The 24,196-nt window shown below is 33.9% G+C and carries 18 protein-coding genes; 9 read left to right on the forward strand and 9 right to left on the reverse strand.

Features of this window, described 5'->3' with window-relative positions; genetic code table 11:
- Positions 1 to 62: 62 nt before the first annotated feature.
- The 3 genes from M0M44_RS02500 to M0M44_RS02510 are packed head-to-tail and all read right to left on the reverse strand — an operon-like array spanning position 63 to position 7,133.
- The gene (locus tag M0M44_RS02500) at positions 63 to 2,672 is read right to left on the reverse strand and encodes a S9 family peptidase (RefSeq protein ID WP_248728365.1); all 2,610 of its coding nucleotides are present in this window, start codon (positions 2,670 to 2,672) and stop codon (positions 63 to 65) included.
- On the reverse strand, positions 2,659 to 4,092 hold the full coding sequence (locus tag M0M44_RS02505) for a RagB/SusD family nutrient uptake outer membrane protein (protein WP_248728366.1): 1,434 nt from the start codon (positions 4,090 to 4,092) through the stop codon (positions 2,659 to 2,661). Before M0M44_RS02505 ends, M0M44_RS02500 begins: the two co-directional genes overlap by 14 nt.
- Before the next feature lie 17 nt (positions 4,093 to 4,109).
- Positions 4,110 to 7,133 carry a SusC/RagA family TonB-linked outer membrane protein gene (locus M0M44_RS02510; protein ID WP_248728367.1) on the reverse strand — a complete coding sequence of 1,008 codons (3,024 nt, stop codon included), beginning with the start codon at positions 7,131 to 7,133 and terminating at the stop codon, positions 4,110 to 4,112.
- A 627-nt stretch (positions 7,134 to 7,760) separates the two neighbouring features.
- Between M0M44_RS02510 and M0M44_RS02515 the strand changes: the two genes are divergently transcribed.
- Positions 7,761 to 8,198, forward strand: a complete 438-nt coding sequence (locus M0M44_RS02515) for a hypothetical protein (RefSeq protein WP_248728368.1) — start codon at positions 7,761 to 7,763, stop codon at positions 8,196 to 8,198.
- A gap of 227 nt (positions 8,199 to 8,425) precedes the next feature.
- On the opposite strand, the gene M0M44_RS02520 is transcribed toward M0M44_RS02515, so the two are convergent.
- The 6 genes from M0M44_RS02520 to M0M44_RS02545 form a co-directional block, all read right to left on the reverse strand.
- Positions 8,426 to 10,504 carry a type IA DNA topoisomerase gene (locus M0M44_RS02520; RefSeq protein WP_248728369.1) on the reverse strand — a complete coding sequence of 693 codons (2,079 nt, stop codon included), beginning with the start codon at positions 10,502 to 10,504 and terminating at the stop codon, positions 8,426 to 8,428.
- A 17-nt stretch (positions 10,505 to 10,521) separates the two neighbouring features.
- Positions 10,522 to 11,967: a DUF3945 domain-containing protein gene (locus M0M44_RS02525; RefSeq protein ID WP_248728370.1), complete on the reverse strand. Its 1,446-nt coding sequence runs from the start codon at positions 11,965 to 11,967 to the stop codon at positions 10,522 to 10,524.
- A gap of 82 nt (positions 11,968 to 12,049) precedes the next feature.
- A complete protein-coding gene (locus M0M44_RS02530) occupies positions 12,050 to 12,367 on the reverse strand; it encodes a helix-turn-helix domain-containing protein (RefSeq protein ID WP_248728371.1) in 318 nt (105 codons plus the stop codon).
- 281 nt (positions 12,368 to 12,648) lie between these two features.
- Positions 12,649 to 13,497: an RteC domain-containing protein gene (locus tag M0M44_RS02535; RefSeq protein ID WP_248728372.1), complete on the reverse strand. Its 849-nt coding sequence runs from the start codon at positions 13,495 to 13,497 to the stop codon at positions 12,649 to 12,651.
- Between the two features lie 40 nt (positions 13,498 to 13,537).
- Complete coding sequence (locus tag M0M44_RS02540; RefSeq protein ID WP_248728373.1) at positions 13,538 to 14,398, reverse strand: helix-turn-helix domain-containing protein; 861 nt, start codon at positions 14,396 to 14,398, stop codon at positions 13,538 to 13,540.
- A 336-nt stretch (positions 14,399 to 14,734) separates the two neighbouring features.
- Positions 14,735 to 15,427, reverse strand: coding sequence for a hypothetical protein (locus tag M0M44_RS02545; protein ID WP_248728374.1), 693 nt, complete (start codon positions 15,425 to 15,427; stop codon positions 14,735 to 14,737).
- Between the two features lie 355 nt (positions 15,428 to 15,782).
- Here M0M44_RS02545 and M0M44_RS02550 point away from each other — a divergent pair, with 355 nt between their 5' ends.
- The 8 genes from M0M44_RS02550 to M0M44_RS02585 all read left to right on the forward strand — a co-directional run bounded on the left by M0M44_RS02550 (position 15,783) and on the right by M0M44_RS02585 (position 24,174).
- Entirely contained in the window at positions 15,783 to 17,495 is a 1,713-nt protein-coding gene (locus tag M0M44_RS02550) for an AraC family transcriptional regulator (RefSeq protein WP_248728375.1), read from the forward strand.
- 356 nt (positions 17,496 to 17,851) lie between these two features.
- Entirely contained in the window at positions 17,852 to 18,835 is a 984-nt protein-coding gene (locus M0M44_RS02555; protein WP_248728376.1) for a hypothetical protein, read from the forward strand.
- Between the two features lie 39 nt (positions 18,836 to 18,874).
- Positions 18,875 to 19,366, forward strand: a complete 492-nt coding sequence (locus tag M0M44_RS02560; protein ID WP_248728377.1) for a DUF4280 domain-containing protein — start codon at positions 18,875 to 18,877, stop codon at positions 19,364 to 19,366.
- Between the two features lie 11 nt (positions 19,367 to 19,377).
- A complete protein-coding gene (locus M0M44_RS02565) occupies positions 19,378 to 21,996 on the forward strand; it encodes a hypothetical protein (protein ID WP_248728378.1) in 2,619 nt (872 codons plus the stop codon).
- Positions 21,986 to 22,957: a hypothetical protein gene (locus M0M44_RS02570; RefSeq protein ID WP_248728379.1), complete on the forward strand. Its 972-nt coding sequence runs from the start codon at positions 21,986 to 21,988 to the stop codon at positions 22,955 to 22,957. The genes M0M44_RS02565 and M0M44_RS02570 overlap by 11 nt, the downstream gene beginning before the upstream one ends.
- A complete protein-coding gene (locus tag M0M44_RS02575; RefSeq protein ID WP_248728380.1) occupies positions 22,957 to 23,106 on the forward strand; it encodes a hypothetical protein in 150 nt (49 codons plus the stop codon). Before M0M44_RS02570 ends, M0M44_RS02575 begins: the two co-directional genes overlap by 1 nt.
- 311 nt (positions 23,107 to 23,417) lie before the next feature.
- On the forward strand, positions 23,418 to 23,567 hold the full coding sequence (locus tag M0M44_RS02580) for a hypothetical protein (protein ID WP_248728381.1): 150 nt from the start codon (positions 23,418 to 23,420) through the stop codon (positions 23,565 to 23,567).
- A 1-nt stretch (position 23,568) separates the two neighbouring features.
- A complete protein-coding gene (locus tag M0M44_RS02585) occupies positions 23,569 to 24,174 on the forward strand; it encodes a hypothetical protein (RefSeq protein ID WP_248728382.1) in 606 nt (201 codons plus the stop codon).
- Positions 24,175 to 24,196 lie beyond the last annotated feature (22 nt).

Consider the following 24,196-nt stretch of genomic DNA (forward strand, 5'->3'; position numbering starts at 1 on the left):
AATGATGTAGCCGCCTAATTAATTAGGCGGCTACATTTATGAAAGGGAATACTATATTTTAATTATTGAAAATCATTTTTCATCCACTGGTATTGCTTGCCGTTTTTAAGATAATAATCAAACCATTGTCCAATGCGCTGGGTAAGGTCTTTTTGGTTTTTTCTTTGGTCTAAATTATGCTCTTCTTCAGGATAAACGAGTAATGTATGTGTTTTGCCTAATCGGCGAAGTGCCATATAGAATTCCATACTTTGCAGGGAATGAATATGTCGGTCTTCTTCACCTGTCCAACCCAATAATGGAGTATTTACATTGACTGCCTGCAAAACCGGAGAATTTTTCAAATAACTATTTATGTCCTCAAAAAGCGATTTACCGATACGAAGCTGATCGTGTTCGGCCCGGTAAAAATCCGGTCGTCTGAAAGTGGCCCCAACATAGAGATAACTGCTTATTAAATCAGTCCAAGCTGCCCCGGAAACAGCTGCGGCAAAACGATTCGTTTGTGTAATAACAAGATCGGTTTCATAACCTCCGAAAGAATGACCAATGAGCCCTAATTTTTTAGGATCAACAAGTCCTTTTTCAATAACTGCATCTACAGCAGCCAAGACACTTTTGGTCGTGGAATCTGCTAAATTTCCAATTTCAAATGCCATATCAGGAAGCAGTACAAAATAGCCTTGTTGGGTAAAATTACTGACGTTAAAACCATCACTGCAGTACAAAGTTGGATTCTGATAATCATTAAAATATTGGAATTGCCGCTCATAGATGTGCACGATCATTGGGTATTTAGTTGCATTGTTATATCCAGCCGGATAGTACAAAATACCCTGCAATTTTTTCCCATTAACAATATACTCAATAGCCTCAGCTTTACCCCAATAAAAATGTTCTTGCTGTTTATTGGTTTTGAAAATTTGTTTTGAAAAGCCGTCATACACCATAAGCATTGGAGATAACTCATAACTCTGTTCTATGTACAGATAACAATCGACGTTCGATGCTTTGCTGAGTTGATTTATTTTTTTGTTTTCCCATACCATATCTGATATTCCGGTAGTTAGTATCCATTTACTGAAACCCGAGGCACCAGTGTTTTTATCTTTCGTTTCCAGTATTAAACCGCTTTTCAAATCGAGTGTTGTTTTTTTAGCTTCGATGTCATTTAATCGGAATCCGGAAACTAAATCTTTTATCCGATATGTTTTTTGTATTTCCCTTCCTTCGGTCAATCGCTTTTTAGCGGAGCCATCCAAAGCAACTTGCCAAAGATCATACTTATCGTATAGAATAATGAAACCATCAGCAGTCCAGCCTCCAATTCCATATGGACTGGCACTAATAGGCATATCCTGATCCCCACGGAAAAAAGATTCCGACATATCTAAAGTGATGTTTGTGTAGATGTCTTTTTTTGTATTGTATATCCACCAATTATTTTCTTTTGCATACAGCAAATACTGTCCGTTTGGTGATGGAATAGGCATTTGATCAGAGTCATAATGCTCCAAAATGCATTTTCTTTTTCCGGTCTGTAAATCAACAACATACAAATCAAAAGGTCCGTCAAAACTATTCTGCGGTTCATAAGCTATTGGATCAAAAATAAAAGCTTGCGTATAGTCTGTACTTAGAAATCCACGGGGCAACTGTCTGTCGGTAATTTGGAGAAATTTATTTTCTTTTACTGACCATACAGCCATTTTATCCAGTAAACTATATTCTCCAATATACTTCTTATGGTCAAATAGCAGTCTGTCCTTGGTATTCCATATCTGGACCGCATTGGAGTCAATATTTGGGAGCCTTTCTTTATTTTCTTTAAGCCAGAAAAAAATACGGTTCCCATCGTCTGATACCATTAAACTATTATATAGTTCTGCTGAGATCTTCATATCAGGGGGAAAACCTTTTTGGCTGGTAGGATCCAACTCTTTTAGTCTGCCATTTTTTATATTATAATTTAAAAGCAACGGACTGTCTTTTTTATTTTGCAGAAAAGCAATGGTATTGTTTTTCCAAATGAGATTTTGGAATGCTGATTTGTAATTGGACAGAATCATTTCTTTTATCATTCCTGCCTCCAGCTTTATAAATCCAATACTATGGTTTTCCCCTGATATTGTAGCATATACAATCCCTTTGTGTTGGGGCTCAAAATACCATTGGCTCACATCGCAAACTCGCTCCCGAGTTTTGCCAGAATCGTCCTGAATTTCCAATGTATATTTCTCATCGGCTTGTTTTATGAGTATAGCCAAAAATTTTTGATTGGCTGAAAAGACAAAGTCAAAAACATTGGATGTTTTGATGAGGTTCCCAGTGCGCAAATTTTGGAGTAACAGCGTATCTCTGGCAATACAGGCAAATTCCGATTCTCCATTAAATTCTCCGTCCTTGGCATTTGGAAAATGATAGGTCGCATTGTCTCTAGTATTCTTTACAAAGAGGGTATCCTTCTTGGATTCATACAACAGTAGATAACTAGCCCAATTACCATCATTGGATAGTTTTCGTGCTACGAGTTTACTCCACAAGGAATATTCTTCTTTACTCAGGAAACGTTTTTGGTTACCCTGTCCCCATAATTGGGGACAGGCAACTAACCAAAAAATGAAACCGGCAAGACCAGCAACAAAGGGTTTATATGGTTTAATATCCTGCATTTTGGGGGGCAATATTTGGATTTAACAGCAGTTCAGCTTCAGGGATTGGAATCAGTCTATCCGTTGTATTCCATTGAGTTTTCACGGTAGATAAGACAGCATCAAGTTTTCCCGTTCTTTTGAGATCAAGAAAACGATGACCGAATTCGGTAAAAAATTCAAGACGGCGTTCCTCCAATACAGCCGCAATGATTTCATCTGCTGTAATAGCAGTTGTATCACCAAGTCCTGCCAGATTTCTTGTTTTATTTAAGTCTTCTTTGGATCCAATTAAGTCACCACTATGAGCACGGGCTTCTGCACGAATCAGGTATTGCTCTGCCATTCTGAGCACAATAGAATATTCCATTGAAGAGCCGGTATTGGAAGATTCTTTGTATTTGTTGGCATGATACCATGTTGTAGTACCGTCCGTAACGCTTTTAATCCACTGGTCACGACGAAGGTCATTACTGCTGAATGCTCCAAAGAGTTCCTGACTAATAGCAAGTGAGGGCGGCGGTCCTTGAGTAAAAATAAAAATTCCTCCTTCGTAGGTATTAGCTCCCTGAACGGCAGGCATGAGCTGCCAAACGGTGGATAAACTCTCTTTGCCGAATACTCCGTCAAGTCCTGTCGGCCAAACATATAAGCCTGTTTGGTTCAAAACAGCTGAAGCCGCATTCGAGGATTCATCCCACTGCTGCAAATACAAACATATCCTTGCCAGCATCGCCTGTGCTGCCCATTTGTTTGGACGTACGCGTTCGATTCCAATATAATCAGCAGGAAGTAATACGGCTGCCTGTTCCATATCAGATTTGATCTGGGTATAGACTTCAGTTTCGGACATACGATGCACCACACTATTTTGTCTGTAATCGGTAGTGATGATAAAAGGAACCGGACCAAAAGTATTCACTAGATAAAAATGGATTAACGCTCGCACAAAAAGTGCTTCCCCAGTTAATTGTGCTTTATCAACAGCTGATAGCCCCATTGATTTTGCTACGCCTTCCAGCACGGCATTTGCCGCATAGATCTGATTGTAACTGCTGTTCCATAATTCACTCATTTCTGAATCAGAAGCCAGTAGTGAATTGTTGTAAAAATTAGCCTGACCTGTTCCCGAAAGACCGTAAAACTTCAATTCATCAGCGTATAAACCCAATTGGCTCGAAAGCCCCGATGGGTAACCTGTAAGGAGTCCATGATCCCTGATTTTAGAGTAGATGTCTACCATTGCTGCATTAGCGGTGGCTTTGTTTTCAAATACATCCGCAGCGGTTAACTGTGAAGAGGGCAGGTCAACGTCAGTAAAATTATCACAGGCTGTAAAGAGACATGATAACGTACTAATTAAAAATAATAGAGGAATTACGTGTAAAAGTTTTTTCTGCTGGTTCCAATGGTATAAGCAGAGTGGATTATATTTTTTCATGATATGATTCTTTAATATTAAAAAGTAAGTTGGATACTAGTGGTATAAATGCGCAGTGGCGGTAAATACCCCGAGGATCTAAACTCCGGATCAATCCCTTTATAAGAAGTGATCGTGAAGATGTTCTGACCTTGCAAACTCAATTTGCAGGCAAATTTCTTTGTCCAGCTCTGTGGCAGATCAAAAGAAAGTGAAACGTTTTTTAAACGGACAAACGAGGCATCGCTGATTGCCGCATCACTTTGAGAAAAACGTGTACTGGCAGCCCTTAGTGTTGCATTGCTGTCACTATAAGCTTGGTATGGACCTACATCGCCCGGGTTCTGCCAGTGCTGGGTCACTCCGTCAGGTTGGTTTACCATCGTACCGGGCATTGACGTTCTGTAATTTTCATTGAAATTCAACTGCTTGACAAACTGAAAAAGGAAATCCAGTTGTACATTACCATAACGGAATTGGTTCTGTAATCCTCCGTAGTATTTCGGGCTTAGGTCTTTGATAGTCTTTTTATCATCAGCGGTAGAAAGAATACCATCACCATTGACATCTTCAAATTGATATACTCCAGTATTGGCATCCAGTCCGGTGTAATGGTATACTTGAACAATATTCACAGGCTGTCCGATAACGTATTGGTTTTTATAAGAAGAGGCTTCAAGTCCGGGAAAGGACAACAGTTTATTCTTGGTGGTTGTAAGGTTAAAGTTCGTGGTCCAGCTGAAATTCTTTTGTTTGATATTCACGGTTCTCAGACTCAGTTCCACTCCGCTGTTTTGCACCTCGGCATCCAGATTCGCCTGTAGGGTACTAAATCCCGTAGTACCTGGAAGCGGAATACCAACCAATTGATTGGAAGAGCGGTTACGGAAGACAGCCACGGTTGAAAAAATACGATCGTTCAGAAATCCTGTTTCCAATGCCAGTTCCAATTTTCTATTGGTTTCCCAGCCAAAATCAGGATTAAAAAGCCTTGTAGGTTGTATGCCGCCTATGCCCTGATATGTATAACCCGAAGTACTATAGGTATCTAAATACTGATAATCTCCAATCTGATCGTTACCACTGGTTCCGAAACTGGTACGTAATTTTCCAAAGCTTAAAAAAGACATTTTTTCTTTTATGAAATCTTCCTCACCAAATACCCATGCCGCTCCAATAGCCCCAAAGGAGGCAAACTGCCTGCCGGGTCCAAAACGGCTTGATCCGTCTCGTCTGCCGGTCAGATTCAATAGGTATTTACTTTTCCAATTGAGATTTACCCTTCCAAAAAAGGCTTGGTATTTATATACCGTTTCATCGCTGTTTAAAATCAGATAGAATGCCGCAGAAGCGGGATTTTCCATTAAGCTGTTACTGGCAAAACCTTCTGATACGCTGACCAATTGATCTCCTTTTTGCTTTTGGAAGGTGCTTCCTGCTAAAACTTCAATTTTCCCTTTACCTAAAGTACGGCTCCAGCCCAATTGCGGCTCTATAATCCATGAACTACGGTTCAGGGTATTTGAAAATACGGAAGAAACCTCACTTCCCAATCCATAAGCCGGATTGTATATCGTAGAGGGCAATAAGTTTAGCTGTTCTTGTCTGAGATCGGTATATCCTAAACTGGCTTTTGCGATAAATCCTAAACCCAATTCATAAGATAATAATGTATTGGCTAAAAAGTCATAGGTCTGTCCTTTGATTTTTCCTTCTAATTTTGCCATCGGATTATCAAAAGTATTATTCTCCCAGTTCAGATTTCCAAACCCGTCGTATAACGATGGAGCATTGGGTACCAAAGTAAGGGCGTCACGGGTAAGGTCGATGGATGGAAGACTACTAAACTGCGCAGTATAACCTGTGGTAAAGTTGATTTTGAATTTTTTATTCTCTGATTCGTGGTTAACGCTTAGATGTCCGTTAGCTTTGATATAATCAAAATCTCCATTGAAGACCGTAGTTTCTTTATTATAGTTCCCACTAAGAAGGAATTGAGTTTGCGCGGAACCTCCGGATAGTGAAGACTGAACATTTGTATATGTGGCAGTGCCGCCAATAATTTCTTTCTGCCAGTCAGTATTTCGATTCTGATCCCAAATGCCATTGACATCATAAGCATAGGATGGAAAATTTGTTACGCCATCGTTCGCAAATGCTTCTCTTCGCATAGCGAGATACTCTGGAGTTTTCATCAATTTCATAAAATGGGCTACCTGACCAAAACCATTTGCATAGTTTGTGGTAAAGGTTGTCTTACCTTCTTTTCCTTTTTTAGTAGTGATAAGAACCACACCATTGGCTCCACGCGAGCCATAAATTGCTGTAGCATCGGCATCTTTCAATACTTCGATATTTGCAATATCACTCGGATTGATACTGTTAAGTGGATTGTTCTGACTCGGTATGTTGCCCGATGTATAGCCGCTGCCTATATCCTGTGAGGAATAGGGAACACCATCAATAATATACAAAGGGTTGTTACCTTCCAATCTAAGGCTGTTCTGTCCACGAATTTCGATATTAAAACCACCACCAGGCATTCCTGTATTTTGCGTAATGTTCACCCCAGCCATCCGTCCCTGCATCGTAGCCAGCACATTGTTGACGGGTTGTTTTTCAATATCCTTGGAGGTTATTTTTGCAATGCTTCCTGTACGTTCTTTTTCCTTGACAGAATAGTAACCTGCGTTGACTGTTATCTCACGTAACGATGTAGTGTCATCAAACATTTTGACATCAATAATCTTGTGGTTTCCCACAGTAATTTCGATTGTTTTGTATCCCAGATAGGAAAAAATCAAGACATCAGTAGTGTTAGCAGTAATGGAATACTTGCCATCGTAATCACTAACAGTACCTCTAGTGTTGCCTTTTACTTTTACAGTAACACCAGTAAGAGGTATTGTCCCGTTTGTAATGATTCCTGTAATTTGTTTCTGCTGGTTAGGCAGATTTAGCAAAGTTGGGTTCGCTCTTAAAGTATTACTAAACAGATAAATTGTTAAAATAACTATGTAGCAAAGAAGCATCCAACCCTTGTAAAATGAAAAATTTTTCATAATATTGAATAAGGTTAAATTAAAACGAAAGTTTGTTTAATGAGGCTCTTTATTCTTGCGTCAACAGTGGATAGAGGGCCTTTTTTTGTTTAGTTTCAACAGTAAATATTGTTGAAACTTAGAAAGTAGCATGAAATTTGAAAAGCCCATACTGTTTTACTAATTCAAATAAAATTTAAACAGTACAGGCAGTAAGTATCACAAAGGTTTATTTCATAGGCAGGCAAGCAATTAATTGTTAGACAAAAAATGTTGATGCGATACTATGAAATAAAGAAGATTGCTATGAATAAAGCGGAGAAAAATTAAACCTAAAAAAAGGCGCGGAACTCAGCTTATCGAACAGAGGTACTGGTATACCCACACAACAATAAGAGAGCCCACGCCAATAAAGCGTGAGCATCATACTTATCATCTCGCGTGTTAAAAATTACCAGTTTTCTGTTCGAGATTCAAAGCGAATGCTTCAAATATTTTTTATATGAAGAATCGCAAAATTAAACAATCATATTCAGATTTTCTCATTGAATGATTATTTAATTTTCAAATATAATAAAAAAAGTTAACGCATCCACCTGTAGGTGTGTGTATTTTAAAAAAAAGACATTTCTTTCATCTTTTATAACTATGGAAGAAGAAGTAATAGAAATAGTAATTTCCCAATTAGACTTTTATTTGATTGAAAAAGTCAGAGATATGAGAATTAATTCAATTCCTTATATTTCTCAAGTAGCTTTGTCGCAAAAATTAGATTTATCAGAAGGATTTGTAAGTAAAGTAGAAAATCTCAAAGAAAGGGCAAGGTATAATATTCGTCTTGTTAACAGAATTGTCAACATATTTAACTTACAAACTTATACAGATTTGTTTCCCGGAGAAATTATTAAGAATGACATTGTTAGAATTAGAATAAAATTGTTTAAAAATACAAAGTCTAACTCCAAAAAAGTTGATAAAAAAATTTCAAAAAAGAAATATCAAGTAATTTCTACAACCCCATTAAGTGAGCAAGAAGTTTTACTATGGAAATCAGATAAATTAGAATATCTGACCATTATAAATTAAAACAATTATCTGTACTTGAATAAACCTCAAAAAAAGAGGTTTTCCAAAAATTACTTTTAGAAAACCTTATTATTTTTAAAACGATTTCAAATATTATTTTACTAGTTCTAAATCCATTATCTTATAAATAATGCTGTCATTAATTATTTTTTTTCCATATTTTTAAATCATATTATATAAAGTCTATGCTAATAATTTCTAATCTATTAAATTAAAAATTTGATAACCTATTTATTTATTGCTTTATCAAACTTAAAAACTGTCTTCCCATCATCGGTAAGTACAATATAAGCATTGAATTTTTTCCCAGACTTACTCATCATACCTTTTATAAGAGGGGTCTTTCCCTTATTGACTAAATTTTCTATATTTTGTATACTTAGCTGAACTCCGCAAACATTTCGAAACTGTATCCATTTGCAGCTGTCATCGGGACATTTAACAAGGATATCTTTGATGAGTAATTGTTTGTCTCTGCATTTAGGGCAAATCAGGGTTGGTAAGCCTTCAATTACTACAGGAGTATTAAGAAGTTCTTCAGTAATAGAAACGGCATAAGCTTCGATTTCTCTTTGGAATATAACAGAATCCATTTGATTATGTACTATTTTTTCTAAAGTTAATTCCCATTCGCCGGTCATTGCTACATCTGCAATTTTCTTATCTTTCACAATATTATATACTTGTAAACCTTTTTCAGTTGGTATCAGTGATTTTTTTTGCCGTTGAATATACTTTCTGCTAAAAAGTATTTCTATGATAGTAGCTCTTGTCGCCGGCGTACCTATTCCAATATTTTGTAATGCTTTTCGAGCGTCTTCACTTTCAATTTCTTTTCCGGCAGTTTCCATAGCTGATAAAAGCCCAGCTTCTGTGTATAAAACAGGAGGCTTCGTTTTCTTTTCCAGTACAACAGCTTCTTGGATTTTAATTTCATCACCAACTTTTAATGCTGGCAGCTCCTGAATGTGTTCGCTTTCCTCGTCAAAAAAACTTCCTTTAATGGCACGCCATCCTGCCTGCATGACTTTAGAGCCTTTCAAAGAAAAATCATAATGTAAAACCTGTAACGTTATCTCTGTAATTTCTTTTATGCTAGCCTCCGAAACTGCTTCAAGTAACCTTAGTGCAATCATATCATAAATCGCATTTTCCTTAGCTGATAATGCCGATGGATTTTTTTCTGTAATAAGCAGCCCATGATGATCGTTTACTTTCAGGTCATTAACTATGCGTTTATTCAATCGTCCCCATTTTATTCTGGTAAAAGCTTCTTTAAAAGAGTCTCTCGTTTCCAATGCTCTGACCAGATTAGGAATATCATCCCAAAGATCTTCCGATATATATTTACTTCCGGTTCTTGGATAGCTGATGAATCTCTTTTCGTATAGACTTTGGGCAATAGTAAGGGTTTCTTCTGCTGAAAAGTTCAGCTTTTTATTGGCTTCTTTTTGTAGACCCGTCAGATCGAAAAGCAATGGTGGCTGCTCAGTAATTGTTTTGCTTTCTATGGAAGTAACATTGGCAGTTTTACTTCGCTGAATAGATTTAAAAATAGCATCAGCTTGTTTTTTATCATCCCATTTGTTTTTGGAGAGACTTTTAAAGTTAATAAACTCTTTTTGATGACTAAGCTCTAGCTGCCAGAACGTCTTGATTGCAAAACTTTTGTTTTCCAAATATCGTTTACAGATTAAAGCCAGCGTTGGTGTTTGTACTCTTCCTAATGTATAAATACTTCTGCCTGCTGAAACACTGAGCGCTTGTGAAGCATTGATACCTACAAGCCAATCGGCACGGCTTCTTGCCCGTGCCGCCAGATATAAACCATCAAAATTACTGCCTGGTTTTAGATTATCAAATCCCTGTTTGATGGCTTTCTCAGTAAGTGAGCTAATCCACAAACGTTCAAAGGGTTTCTTAAATTGCAGGTATTCGTAGATGTAACGGAAAATCAATTCGCCTTCACGTCCAGCGTCAGTAGCCACAATGATGCTATCACATTTGTTAATGACATGTTGGATTATTTTAAGTTGTTTTACCGCACCAGTATCAGTTACATAGTTTTTCTCTTTTTTTATTTTTCTTATTTTCAATAAAAAAGGATTAGGTAATATGGGCAGGGTTTCCTTTTGAAAACCCGAAATCCCATAATCTTCCGGCATAGCCAGTCCTACCAAATGCCCCAAAGCCCAGGTAACCATATAACCATTCCCTGTAAAGAAACCATTTTCCTTATTTACTGCGCCAAGTAATAGCGCTATCTCACGGGCCACACTTGGTTTCTCGGCGATCACTGCTTTCATATCTCAATATTTTATGGTTACATTTTTCTGCCTTTGCTTTTAGCTTGTGTATTGTCTTGTTCTTGTTCTTCCTGTTGCTTTTTACTGTCAGGTTCTTTTTGTCCTGATTTTAGTGGTTCCGTGATATTTTTGGTAGCCTCATTAGTTTTACCCTCTGAATTGACAGCAGTCTGGGTTTTATGTTCTTCTGCTGGCTGAACTTTCACACTGTTAGGATTGCTAAATGAAAAAGCGACTTTACCACTGTCTTTATTGAAAGTCAGGTATCCTTTGTATTCTTTACCTTGTTTATCCACCAATCCGTCTACGTAAATAGTTTTTCCTGCTGCAAATTGTTCGTACTGTTGTTCGCTGAGTTCTTTCCCTCGTATGGTTTTTGGAACTTCCTGGTTTTGTTGCTGATGATTGTTTTGGGTTTGACTAGTACTTTGGGTTCTGTCAAATTGGAATTCGACATATCGTTTATCGGCGTTAAACTGGATAGTAGCATTAAATGGCTCTCCTTTTTTAGAGATCATACCCTCGATGTAAATCGGTTTCCCTTCCAGTAAGGTTTGTTTTTGTTCTTCTTTAAGTTTGATTCCTTTAATTTCATCGGGAATTTTTATCTTATCAACATGAAGAGCGACCAGTTCATTGGTTAGCCTGTCTACACTGATGATTGAGGGAACCGGTTCTCCGGTTTTGAGATTGGTAAGATCTACAACACGTCCCATATTTCCGGTTTTTAGCAGGTTCTCCTTATCTTCTTTATTGAATTCATGCCCGAAAAATGGAAAATTTAATGTTGGTTCTTTCCTTATACCGTGAATGGCAACCACAACCTGTCCTTCTTCATTTGACTGCAATGAAAGTCTCGCATCCATGCGTGTTATAGCAGTTCCTAAATTAAGGCTGATGGGTACCAGCTCATTCGACTTGTACCCCTTGAGTAACGGTTCAAGCAGATTCATTTTTTCAAGTTTTTCTTTACTGAGTCCCAGATTGTTCATGGTATCCCAATCGATTTGTTCTGGTTTGAAACGATACTCGTTTGTTTCTGATGTTGTTTGTGTTGTGTCCATGTTTTTATGATTTTCTACTTTGTTATCTTTTTGCAATTCCATTTTAACTTCATGTTTTTTCATTAGTATTTCGCCTTCCGGCTTTGGATTATCAATCTGTTTTTGCATTTCTGCCGCAATATCAACAGACAGAAGTTGTGGGACTTTGAAAAAATTGAAACGGGTCGGATTTTTTAGCTGGCTGAAGAAATTGGAAAAGAAGTTGGAGAAGAGATCTCCTTGCTTATCAACCCGCATAAATTGATTTTGATTTTTTTTATCAGCGGGAACCGTTTCCAATTCTCCATTTTTATCAATTCCTTTTACAGCTACAATTTTCATTTTTTCCTGATCCAGTACTAAAAGAATATCGGTCAGTTGTTCTGGAACTTCTTGTTCGGGTTTCTCTTGTTCACTCATAATATATTTTTTAGTATTGTTAAAGTACAGTCGAAATTACACTAAGACTGAACAGTTTGGCGCATCAGTTCTTCGACAGGCTTTATTTGTCCGGTATTGTCTTGATTTTTTTTCTCAATGGAGCAGAAAAGCTATCGCGGACGAATTGGTTTACATCAGATAATTTATAATACAATTTGCCGCTAATAGTGTAATAAGGAAGCTTACCGGAGGATCGGTAACGTTGTAAAGAACGAGAACTGACCTTGAGCATCATAAACAAGTCCTGACTGTCCAGCAATTCTTCTCCATCAATAGCGCTCTTTTGTTTCTGAGCGTTTTCAAAGTGTTCACCCAGTATATCGAAGCGGTCCATTATTCGCTCCATCCATGCCATAAATTCCATTCTGTCGATATTCATAATAGATTTGTTTTTTCAATTACTAATTTTCGCTTAATGATCTATGCAAAATTGGAGAGCATCCACGACATTACCTGCCAAGTCTTGCCAATTGAAAAGTATGTTTTTGAGGGTTTTCAAAAAATAAATAATTTGCCTGTTTATCAATACTTTTTTGATTTTACAGCTAGGATTCTGAGACCAGAGAAATATTATGCCAAAGGGTAGACATGGGTAAGTACAATAAAAAAAGCAGTGTTTTTTTTTGTAACACTGCCTTAGTTGGGAAAAAAATATGACTATTATAAATCTTTATCCATATACTGATCTAAAGAAGATTTGAGCTGGTCTAAAAATAAGGTGCGATTATCCGCACGTTCTTTCATACGGTGAAAAGCATGGTGAATATCACCTAGTTGGATACGAAACACCATTTGAAAGATTAAGCTAATTTTGCGGATTCCAGTTTTGCCGTTAGAAATTGCCCCGGATGTATAAAGTGCATAAATCAATTCTATCAGTGCATTTTTCGATTCTGTCCAGAAAATATCTTTTGTAGATTCAGCATTCTGCAAAACCACATCCGGCTTATCTACAGGATTAATCTTGATAATCAAGTAATTATAGAGCAGTTCATCAGCTATGATACGGGAAACTTTGTAATCATAGTATGTGGAAAATTGAGTATCAACTTCAAAAATAAAACTGTTTAGGCCAGTGTTTAGATTTATTCTTCCTAATTTAAAAAAGTCATGGTCTCTGTCCGTACGTCCTGACCGATAATACCGGTAAAAATCAGAATTGCAAATATGCTCTTTGTATTCATTTTTCAAATGCTGCAATTCACCGGAAAAATATTTATAATACATTTTTCCTCCATTTACCGGACAGGATGTTTCTATCCTGTAAACTTTATTATAGTAAATCAACTTTCCAAGTATTTGAGGCTTAATAATTCTGAAGAATTCGATTTCTTCATTTGCCTCTGTAAAATGATGCTCCAAAACTTGCTTTTTCATTCCTGACAATAAATCCTGCAGGAAAATAATCATACGATAGGATTCGTCTATTACATGCACGGATTCCAAACTGATTTCCTGTTCTTTTTTCACGATACTGTAAAGGACATCTTTGTAAGCGGATTGTATCATATTAATAGTATTATGCAAACAATAATTCCATCTTTCAGGTTCATTCAGATCCCAGCCTTAAACGGTACTCCGAGGGGGACATGAAAGTTGATTTTCTAAAAAAATTGCTAAAAGATGAGGAATTACAAAAATGTAATTCCTCAATAATCTGCAAAATGGTCAAGTCATCATTTTGAAGCAAAATTTTAGCTTCCAAAATAAGTGCTTCTTCGATAAACTGCTTAACGGTCTTATTGGTGACCTGCTGTACGGTTTTACTAAGGTGTCCTTTTGTTATTAATAATGCATCAGCATAAAACTTCACACTATGCTCTTTTGCACAATGAAGCTCTACCAGTTGTAAAAATTGGAATACCAGTTTTTCCTTTCTGGTATGTTTTTCTTTTACATTACAGGAATCTTTGCTGTATATTGAAGCAAGCACATACAACAAAAGATTGAAACTAAGGGACAGTACTTCGTTATAAAATGGATATTCACTTGTTTTGTATCTTTTGTTTCCTGTCAAAGCGAACAAATCATTTAGTAAAAGAGAATCCTCATCCTTAAGATTTATTTTCGATGGACATTTTGAAATAAAAAATTCAAAGAAACCTATGTTTGGTTTTCGTATTGTATTCTTAAAGATAAAGCCTGGTGTAAAAGAAAGTAGAGAAATCTCCATTGTTTCACTCATCAATACAATCTCGCAAGAAGTTCTAACCGGTATTACAAGCAGCTCACTTGGACACAAACAATACTCCACATGGTTTGCCTGCAAGGTTACACATCCTGAATTTATCAAAATTATAATGAAGTAACTGCTATTAAAATATTGTTCCAGTGCAGCTTTCGAGGAAAACCTTTCAAACGTAAAGACCTTTAAGTCTGAATTCCGGTATAATAAACTTTTTTTTATCAAAACATTAATTTTAAACATTTGCTATGATAAACCCTGAAGAAAATTTTGAATCATTTTGTATCATGAGTCTTGACGGAACTATCGGACATTAATATCCACATCAAGGAAACGGACACAAATAATAAATTGGCAAGATTATCTGTAAAAAACAGAAAAGCCAGTGGTCGTATATTGCGGGTTTTAATCTCATTTATGGATGGGTAACCGATCATTTCATCAAACTTCGACATCTCATAAATGAAATAAAGCTCGATAAGATTAAAAATGATTAGAAACACACAAAAAATAGTTACGATCCTTTTTTCATTTTTTGGTGATATATACATGATTTTTTTTTTATAAATTATTTTGAATAATTCCGGACAGCAAAGCCATTCTCACCGTTTTAAAAGTAACTTGATCAACCTTGTTACCAACTGCTGTTTCCCAATCTTTATCTTCTCGCTTTTTTTCATAAAAAATGGAAGAAGCTGCAATCGAAGATATAGCGAGTATGACACACTTATCCTCTGAGCTATAGGAATTATCCGTGCTAATATTAGATTGATAAAGTGCTATTGAGTCCAGCATACTTTCGTAATCAACATTATTGAATTGCATTGTGCTTTCAATAAAGTCCGACAGACTGGCTTTCCCTGCTAATGTCATAGATGGATTCTCGACGTTTAATTCAAATAGGCCCTGCGATTGGCCTACTGCATTTCTGATTTCATCTATAGAGGAATTGGTTAGGTTTAAATTACTTGTAACCAATGTTACTGTTGTATTTCCATTGGGATGGATCGCCTGATTAATAAAAATAATAGATTCAGCATCGAAATTACTTTGATCATAAAATTGCGATAGCAGTTGATCGATTTCCAGATTAAGTGAATTTTTAGCGAAACTGGATACATTGGATTTACTCAGCTTAGAATTTGAGCCCTCAAAGGAATTAATTTCTTTTAATTCGCTGTCAGCTGTAAAATCATTTGTACAGGAAATCGACAGAATTGTAATGATAAGTACCCATAATGATAAATTTTTCATGATTAAGTGTGTTAAATGTGACTGGCTACTTTTTTTTTCGCCAGTTCATTTCCCCGGGAAGCAGAACTTTTATTTAGCACGATGCCAAACATTTTTGCTTTTGAATTCGGGACAAAGCTAGACGCTGGATTTCAATCTCACAAAACATGTATTGTTGATTTTCCGAAAATAGCATATTGATTTTCCGAAAATCAACATCCTATTTTTTAAAAATATAAACCTCATTATCAATTGTTTATATTATATTTGATGCTCCTTTTTTTTAAAAAATTGCTCAAGAACATTTTTGGAAGACAAAACCCGTTTATTTAAGTTTTATCCTATAAATAAATAGTATGCACTTTTATCTTAACCTATGATTAAAAAATATCTACTCGTTTTTTTCCTATGCTTGTGCTTGGGAAATCAAATTAAAGCACAAGAAAATGCCTTTAAAAATCCAGACTCACTTCTACGTAGAGATTATGACTATCTTTATGACAGGATTGAGCAGTTACAAGGTGATACTATCAATCAGTCCTTGTATTTAAAATCGTTTTTATTAAAGTCGAAATCTGAAAAAAATTTCGAGGAAATCGTCAATGGATACAAAAATTACCTTCATCATTCACCTGATAAGTTAAAGCTTGTTTACGCTGACAGCATGATATTCAGTGCTAAGCAGTCTAAAAAGAACAATCTGATCGGTTCGGCTTATTTATCAAAAGGAATCGTTTACTACGGCTTGAAACAACATGATCAGGCCTTAGACAATTACCTCATTGCGAATGATTTTATTTCAAAAACTACAGACAACTATTTAATTTATAAAGTAAAGTATACGATAGGCCATATAAAATATTATTTAGGTTTTTATGATGAAGCCATATCGTTATTTCGGGAATGTGTTGTTTACTTTAAAAAAGAAAATCCCAGAGGCTATCTAAACTCGCTTCACTCACTTGGATTATGCTATAACAGAGTTGGCAATTATGGTTTATGTTCAGAAATAAATAAAAAAGGTTTGACCGAAGGCATAAGACTGAACAATACAGATATGGAATCTTATTTTATTCATTCGGAAGGAATTAATCAATTTTCTCTGAAGAATTATAGGGATGCTATCAAGCACATCAACTATTCTTTAGCTGTTATAAAAGAAAAGAAGGACTTTGCAAACCAAGCTGTTGGTTATTTTTATATTGGTAAAAGTTATTGGCAGTTAAATGAACATGAAACAGCGTTGCCTTACTTTAAAAAAGTCGTTCAGATTATTGAAGCTAAAAATTATATTCGGCCAGATCTTCGCGAGAATTATGAGTTGATGATACGTTATTATAAGTCTAAAGACGATTTAAACAATCAGCTTTATTACATACAAAAGTTACTAAATGTAGACAAGATCTTAGACAGCAGGTATCGATATCTATCCAACAAGATTCATAAAGAGTATGACACCAAAAAACTATTAGCAGATAAAAAAAGTATAGAAGATCTTTTTACTAAAAGAAAATACAATGATTCGATTCTGGGTTTGGTTATTGCTTTCTTATTTTTTTTACTAGTCTTTTTGTTATACAGGAATATTAACAATAAGCGTATTTATCGACAAAAATACGAAGAACTAATGACCAAAGGTAAATCCGCCAAAGTTGAAGAGAGACAAATAACCAGCATAATTGCTGATATAAATCAGGATAAAGTAAAATCACTTTTGAAGCAACTGGAGAAATTTGAAAAGGATGATAAATTCCTTGAAAAAGATTTGACTTCTAGCAAATTATCTGTAGCCTTTGGGACAAATGTAAAGTATCTATCAAAAATAATTTACCATTATAGAGGAAAAAAGTTCGTCGATTACATTAATGACCTCAAAGTAGATTATTTAATTTCTCTATTGCAAAATGATAAAGCGGTTAGAAAGTATAGCAATAAAGCTTTGGCTGAGGAAGTTGGATTCAGTACTACACAAAAGTTCTCTCATGCTTTCTTTGCACGAGCAGGAATGCCAGTTTCCTTTTTCATTCAGGAAATTAAAAAAGAAGAAATAACTGATTTAGATGAAAACAGAGGGGTTAATTTTGATTAATTCATTTAAAAATAGCATTTCTTGAATTATACATTTTAATATAAAGTTAAATTATACTATTTTCTTGTAAAAAATATCACAAACTAAATAGCTGTAAACTAACATATTACATTTAACAAGAAAATAATTAAATATATTTCAGATGATACTTAGTTATTTATATGTGTTTTATTTTACATTGTAAGAAAAACATGTACCTTTAAAACCGTAATTAATCTTACATTTTAAAGGTTTAGTTAATTGTTTTTTTAATAATTGAATAAAATAAATAACTAATAATCAATTACATATATGTAATATGTTGTAAGTTTTTTAATTGATAAGATAAAATCATATATAGCCAATAATTATTTAATATGTCAGATTTAAAAAGAGTATTTTTAGATAAAGATACTGTTGCATTAGAATTTACACCTTTTAGTCAAACTAGAACCTATGGCTTTATTTGCCAAAATTTTGAAAACGACCAGATAATTAACAGCATACATTTCGAAGTAGATGTAGTATGCATCCAAAGTTATAGTAATAATAATTTATCTTTTGAAATAAATAGAAAACAAGTGTATGTTGACAATCTTGAACCTGATTTAAAGATAGAACAAATAGCTGACAGCAGTTCAAAAGCAATTTATCCACTTAACATAAAAGTAAGCGAAGAGGGAAACATCATTGAAATAACAAATCATAATGACATTAAAAATAGATGGCTTCCAATAAAAAAAACACTATCTAAATACTATGTTGGAAATATCGTCTCTGAAATACTGCAAAAAATCGAATCAACTTTAAATAATGAAATTTTATTAAAAGAATCAATTTGTAAAACTTGGTTTTTTCATCTCTATTTCAAACCAATCTTTAACAACTACACCAAAGATGAATCACTAAACTTTATTTGGAAATCACCTGTTTTTGGGAATCAAATTATCTCTTATGATGTTAAACAGTCAATAGAAGAATATTATTCTGCAACAGATAAAATTTTCATCAACGTTAAAGGTAATTCAATAGACAAAAGATCAATAAATGAAGTGTTGAATCAATACACTTATCCAAAATCAGAAATGTCTGGAATCGACGTTACACCTTTAAAATCAGAAATGGAGGTTAAATATAAATTGTATGGTGAAGACCGAAGTATTTTTTCAATAATAGGAACTTACAAAACTACGGTCACAGAAAAAATAAATAGAACAACCCAAATAGAGATTTATCATTTACCTGAAAATAGTTCTTTTAGACCTCAATCAAAACCGAAACAGAGGAATATTTCTTTTTTTGTAGAAGAAGAAAATGAGCCGGTAAAAAAGAAAACAGGCTTTTGGGGCAAATTATTTTAGTATAAAACAAAAATTAAAGAAAACTAACACCTATTTATTATGTCTGAGAAACATTTTGTAATTCAAGGGGCAACGTGCCAATGTAAATTTAGTGTTGAGCCAAAAAAAGATAAGTTAAAAGTTAAAACCCAATCTAAACATTATGCTAATGATAAAGATGGAGAAGAAAAACTTATTGCTACTGATAAAGAAATTGGGCAAACTTTGGAGAAAAACACTTTTGGTAAATGTAAAATGCAACCTAATGGAAGTGGTGATTACTTGCCTTGTCAAGCCACAATTACAAAATGGAGTGATTTTTATGAAAAAACAACTTTATCAAATCAAGGTAAAATACTGTTGGAAGACAGTAAGGGAACTTGCCCAATTGGAGGTCCCGATTGTATTACTATAAAAGATCATGGTCAAACTTCGGAAGTTACTAAAAAAAACACGGAGAAAAGTAAGCCTGAAGTGTTGAATGAAATCTTTCCCGGTGTGAATTTTGGAGATCTCGGAAATGCTATTTTAATGATTGAAAACAAAAATTAAACAAGAAAAACATGAGCAAAAATTTACATCTTGTTCCCAAACTTACCAAAGATCAAAAATTTGATAAGGCAATGGGATGCTTAACATTATCAAAAGCAGAAATTTTCACAGTTGAAATTGTTCCTACAGCTGCACTCCATAATGGAGCTCCGAAAAAACTTCCTCCTTTTAAAAAACTAACTCAGGAAGAGGTTTGGAAAATGCCGGATATTGGTGATAGACACATGTATGTTGCCGATCACAAAAGAAGAGAAAAACAAGAAGAAGAATATGAAAAAGATAAAGATGCTTTTAATAAAAAAATAAGTGAGGAACTTTCTACGTTAAGTTGGTGTTGGGAAGTGATAGGTAATACTATGGATGGTAGAGTTTTAGAACATAACTCTGACTTTACTATCGGAATGCCTAAAGAACATGAAAAGCGCATCAGCTTTCCGGAAATTCTTGTAGGGGGTGGTTTTGCCTGGCTGGAAGTTTTTACTAAAAATGATCCTGCTTTAGGCGATACTCCAAACGGCTTATTTGTTACTGCAAAAGGTACTCCCCAAATTGTTCGGATAGCCTGGACAGATCTTGATTGCAAACCAATTACAGGAAAAGTAAGTTTTGGATCCACTGTACTTTTAAATATTTATACAACTCATATGTATGGAAATAATTTAGAGGTTGAATTGTGGGATAGAGACGTAGTCGATCGAGATGATTTATTATCCATTTCTAATATGGCTAATTTTACATGTGAAGTTTTAATCTATAAATTACTTGCAAATGAAATAAATAAAACTGGGATTTCTGGCGGAATAAAAATAAATGGTAAATCTGAAACACACGTTCAAAAAGTACGAATTCCTGTTCTTATAGATCATAAATGGATGTTTTCTGCTGGAAAAAACCTTAAAATTTATCCTACTGTAAAATCACTTGAAACCAGAAAATCATTAAAAGTCCCTAAAGATTGTTTTTTAGAAGTTTCGGTTGACGGAGAAAAACACCAGACAGTAATAGAACAAACCAACAATCCTGTAGTTGTTGGTAAAGTAAAAACGAATATAGCAAGTTTTACACCCTGCCAATATACAGGTATAGAAATGGTAAATGCTAAAGGCGAGATTACAGATTTATACAAAGAAGACAATGAAAAAATAGGGTTATCGACCATAGAAGTAGGATTAATGTCAGGTATTGATAAAAAGAAAACTATAATTCAGGTAGATCAGAACAGTAATATCGACGAATGCATTTTGTCTGGAAAAAGTAAACATGTAAATCAACTTACTGCTGTCGTTGATAATTTACCAAAAAATATAACGATACTTAGTCAGAAACCTTCTAGAATTGATTTTGAATCTTTTTTTAATTACGACGAAATTAACCTTTTTGAATATTTTTTTCTTACAGAATCAAAACTTAAAGAATTACCAGTATTATCAATAAAATCAAATACATGTAGACATAATCATAACATAAATATAAAAATTGTTCCTGATATTAAATGGGAAGCTTACATTTTGATTACGTCTAAAACTTCTGAAAGTTTTGCCCATACTTTAATGCCTAGTGATAAAGATTCTTTTGGAGATCCAATTGTTACAGATGAAAAAGGTAAACCTACACGAAAAAATATTTTTCAAATACACCAAAAAAAGGCAAGAGAAACTGGTGTTTCTGCAAAAAAAATGACAAGAGACTTCACAGGAGAGGTACATATCAAAGCCAGTACGAATAATGGAGCTAATACATCTGATTATGGTGCTTTTATTGAAGACAAAATAAAAACAGTATTATCAACTCTTAGTAGTGTAAAAGAGGTTTTAGATACAATATCACACAGAGATGAAGCGGCTAAGGGTAATGCACAAGGAGCAATGCAAATGGCGAAAGACAAAAACATAGTAGGCTCTAAATTTCCCGTTTTTATAGAATTTAGCTTTCCTACAGTACGTTTAGGAGGAGGATGGTATTGGGATGTAGATAAAAAAGATGGAAAAGTCAAATGTATAGGAAACCTACAATTTGGATTAGAACCTTTAATACAGGGTAAAGGAGGAATAGATTTAGTGGCTGCTGCAGATTACATACCACCTGTAAAACCTGTATTAGCAGCTTTAAGATATGTTAAAGTTGGTGCAAAATGGTTAACTGATCGTAGCAATATTCCAGTGAACATTGATAGTGAATTATATTTTAATTTATATGTAAAGGGAAAAATTGACCTAAGACAAACTATTGATTTTATGAACGCTAGTAATGATAAAACAGATGCTAAGATTTCGCTCTTAATAGGCATTGAGTTAGGGTTTAAAATTAAAGCAACGATTTCTAAAGTAATTTATACAAAATCAGAAAAAGCAGGAGAAGAGAAAATAAGTGAAACGAGTACAGGTGTAGATGGGCAATTATCCGCAGAAGCGGAATGTGGTTTTGTTGGCATAGCCACCGGAGGAAGGGATGAAAAAGGAATGTATCTACAATTAAGCGCCGATTTTACAGGAATTACATTAAAGGTTGTAGGAAAATTAACGATTAGCAGGCGTGATAAAACACCAGATAATTTTGGTGTTAATGGTAAATTTGACTTAGTAGATTATCATAAGGATATATGTAAAACAGAGAAATATTATGTACTTTAAAAAAACTATTATTTGCATTACAAGCCTATTTTTTATGAATAGCTGTGCACAGAATTCAAAAAATGATAAAAAGAATAATTTAAAAGAAGAAATTAAAATGGAAGAAGAGATTATAGCGTATCAGGATAAAATGTACGATAAAATAGAAACATTTGATAAAAAACCACTTTATGTATTACAAGTAAATAAAAATAATTGTAGGGTATTGGTTTCCTGTAATGACATACCGCATTGGATTACTTTTTTTAATAATAGTGGTGCAAGTACACCTCTCTTTTTAAACGATTATATAACAAAGTCAGGAAAACAGCTCATAACCATACAAATATATCCTAAAGAAGGACAGGAGTTTATCGCTGATAATGCAGATTTAGATGTCAAATTGCATTATGCAAAACATAAAGATGATGGAGTGGATACTTATACAAATTTAGCTCATGTAGAATTACCCGAAAATATTGGCAGTATGAAAGTACCCTATTTTGAACTCAAAATACCATTTGAAGCAATTGTTCCGTTTGATTTTAGTAAGGATTTAGAGTTAGCTCAAGACTTATCAAAAATTCCTAATATAGAAGAAAAAGTTGTTGCCAAATATAATCAACTGCGAGAATTATTGGTAAATGGAGATGGTTTATCTTTTCTTAAAGAAATTGAGCGTAGTGATTTAAGAACAATTTCTTACTTGTATTTTACGAAAAAAGAAATGTTAGATCAAAACAAAGAAGAAAATCTTGATATAAAAAGAGTTAGAAAAGATGTTAAAAATAGAAAAGTATATCCAATTGAAAATTATGAAATGACTTTTAGTGCAAATAATAGATTGGTGATCTTAAGAAGAAAGAAAGATAAGGAAGAGATAATTAACTTAGAGTTTGAAACAGAAATGGGTATCGACGGTTCTATCAGATGTACAATTCTTTATATGCCAAAAGGGAGTAATGAATTAAAAGTTTGGTAATGAAAAAAGATTCTGATTTATTAGAAAATAAACTAGAAGAAAAAAAGCCTACAGGATGTAATTTAGTTATTTGGTTTTTTATATTCGCAGTTATAGCAATGTTTATGATGCTTTTTACTAAAGTTTATCGCCATAACATTTTACAATAAATATCGCCATAATTCTGAAAATAATTGTATGGAAAAAGCTGGTAGATCTAAGGTACTTTCATTAACATTGTGGATATACGAATTTGCAAAAGGAATGAGGTCACATTAATACTAAAATTATGTAAATAAATATTTCAAAAAAATAGGTACTACTTGCAATAGTATTTTCTGCAATAGGATATAATTTATTGGAATAAATAAGATATGGAGAAAATATTAACTTTAGAGTTTGAAATTGAAATGGTTGGCGATCGCATTATATATACAATTATTTATATGCTACATTATACTAATGAATTAAAAGTTTGGTAATGAAAAAAGAATCTAATTTGCCAAATAAAAATTCAGAAGATAAAAAGCTTGTAGGGTGCAATGCTGCTATTATTTTTTTTATAATAGCTGTAATTGCAATGTTTTTAATACTTTTTACTAAAGTTTATTTTTTCAAAACAAAGTATTAGAATGTTAGTAAGAAAAATAATTTATGTAATTTTTGCATCGCTATCTGTCCTGAATAGTATTTACTTATCTTATATTTATTTAGAAGCATTTATGTTAGATGGCACAAATCAGGAGCTTAGTTCAAATTTTTTGTTAGTACTTATTTCCACATTATTTATAGTTACGATTATAGTTACAATTGGTTATTTCTTTAATAAAAAGAAAAGAGTAAATTTTAAATTTACAGAACATCTAACATTAATAATATGTGGTCCTGTATTTTTTGTTTTTTGCCTGCTATTTATTTATGAGAATTTAAATTATGATAGTCCAGAATTATTATTGCAAAGAATAGGATTTTCAATAGAAGGGTTAGCTATTGCTTTAACTATAGGTAAGAAAAGGGACAATGCATTAATTAAGCTTTTGGGTATTGCTTTTCTTTGGTTTTGTGTAGCAACTGTTTGTTACTCTGTTACGGGAATTTTTGATCAACATTTAGGATATAAGGAATTATATGATAATAATTTAAAATTATTATTTACAGCTATTTTCTATCATTTAGTCAATGCTTGCCTTTTACTATATTCATATCTACCTGATTACATGACTAAAGGTGCATTCTGAAAAACAAATTCAAGATTGCAAA

It is taken from the genome of Flavobacterium humidisoli (assembly GCF_023272795.1).
In the GTDB taxonomy this organism is placed as follows: Bacteria; Bacteroidota; Bacteroidia; order Flavobacteriales; family Flavobacteriaceae; genus Flavobacterium; species Flavobacterium humidisoli.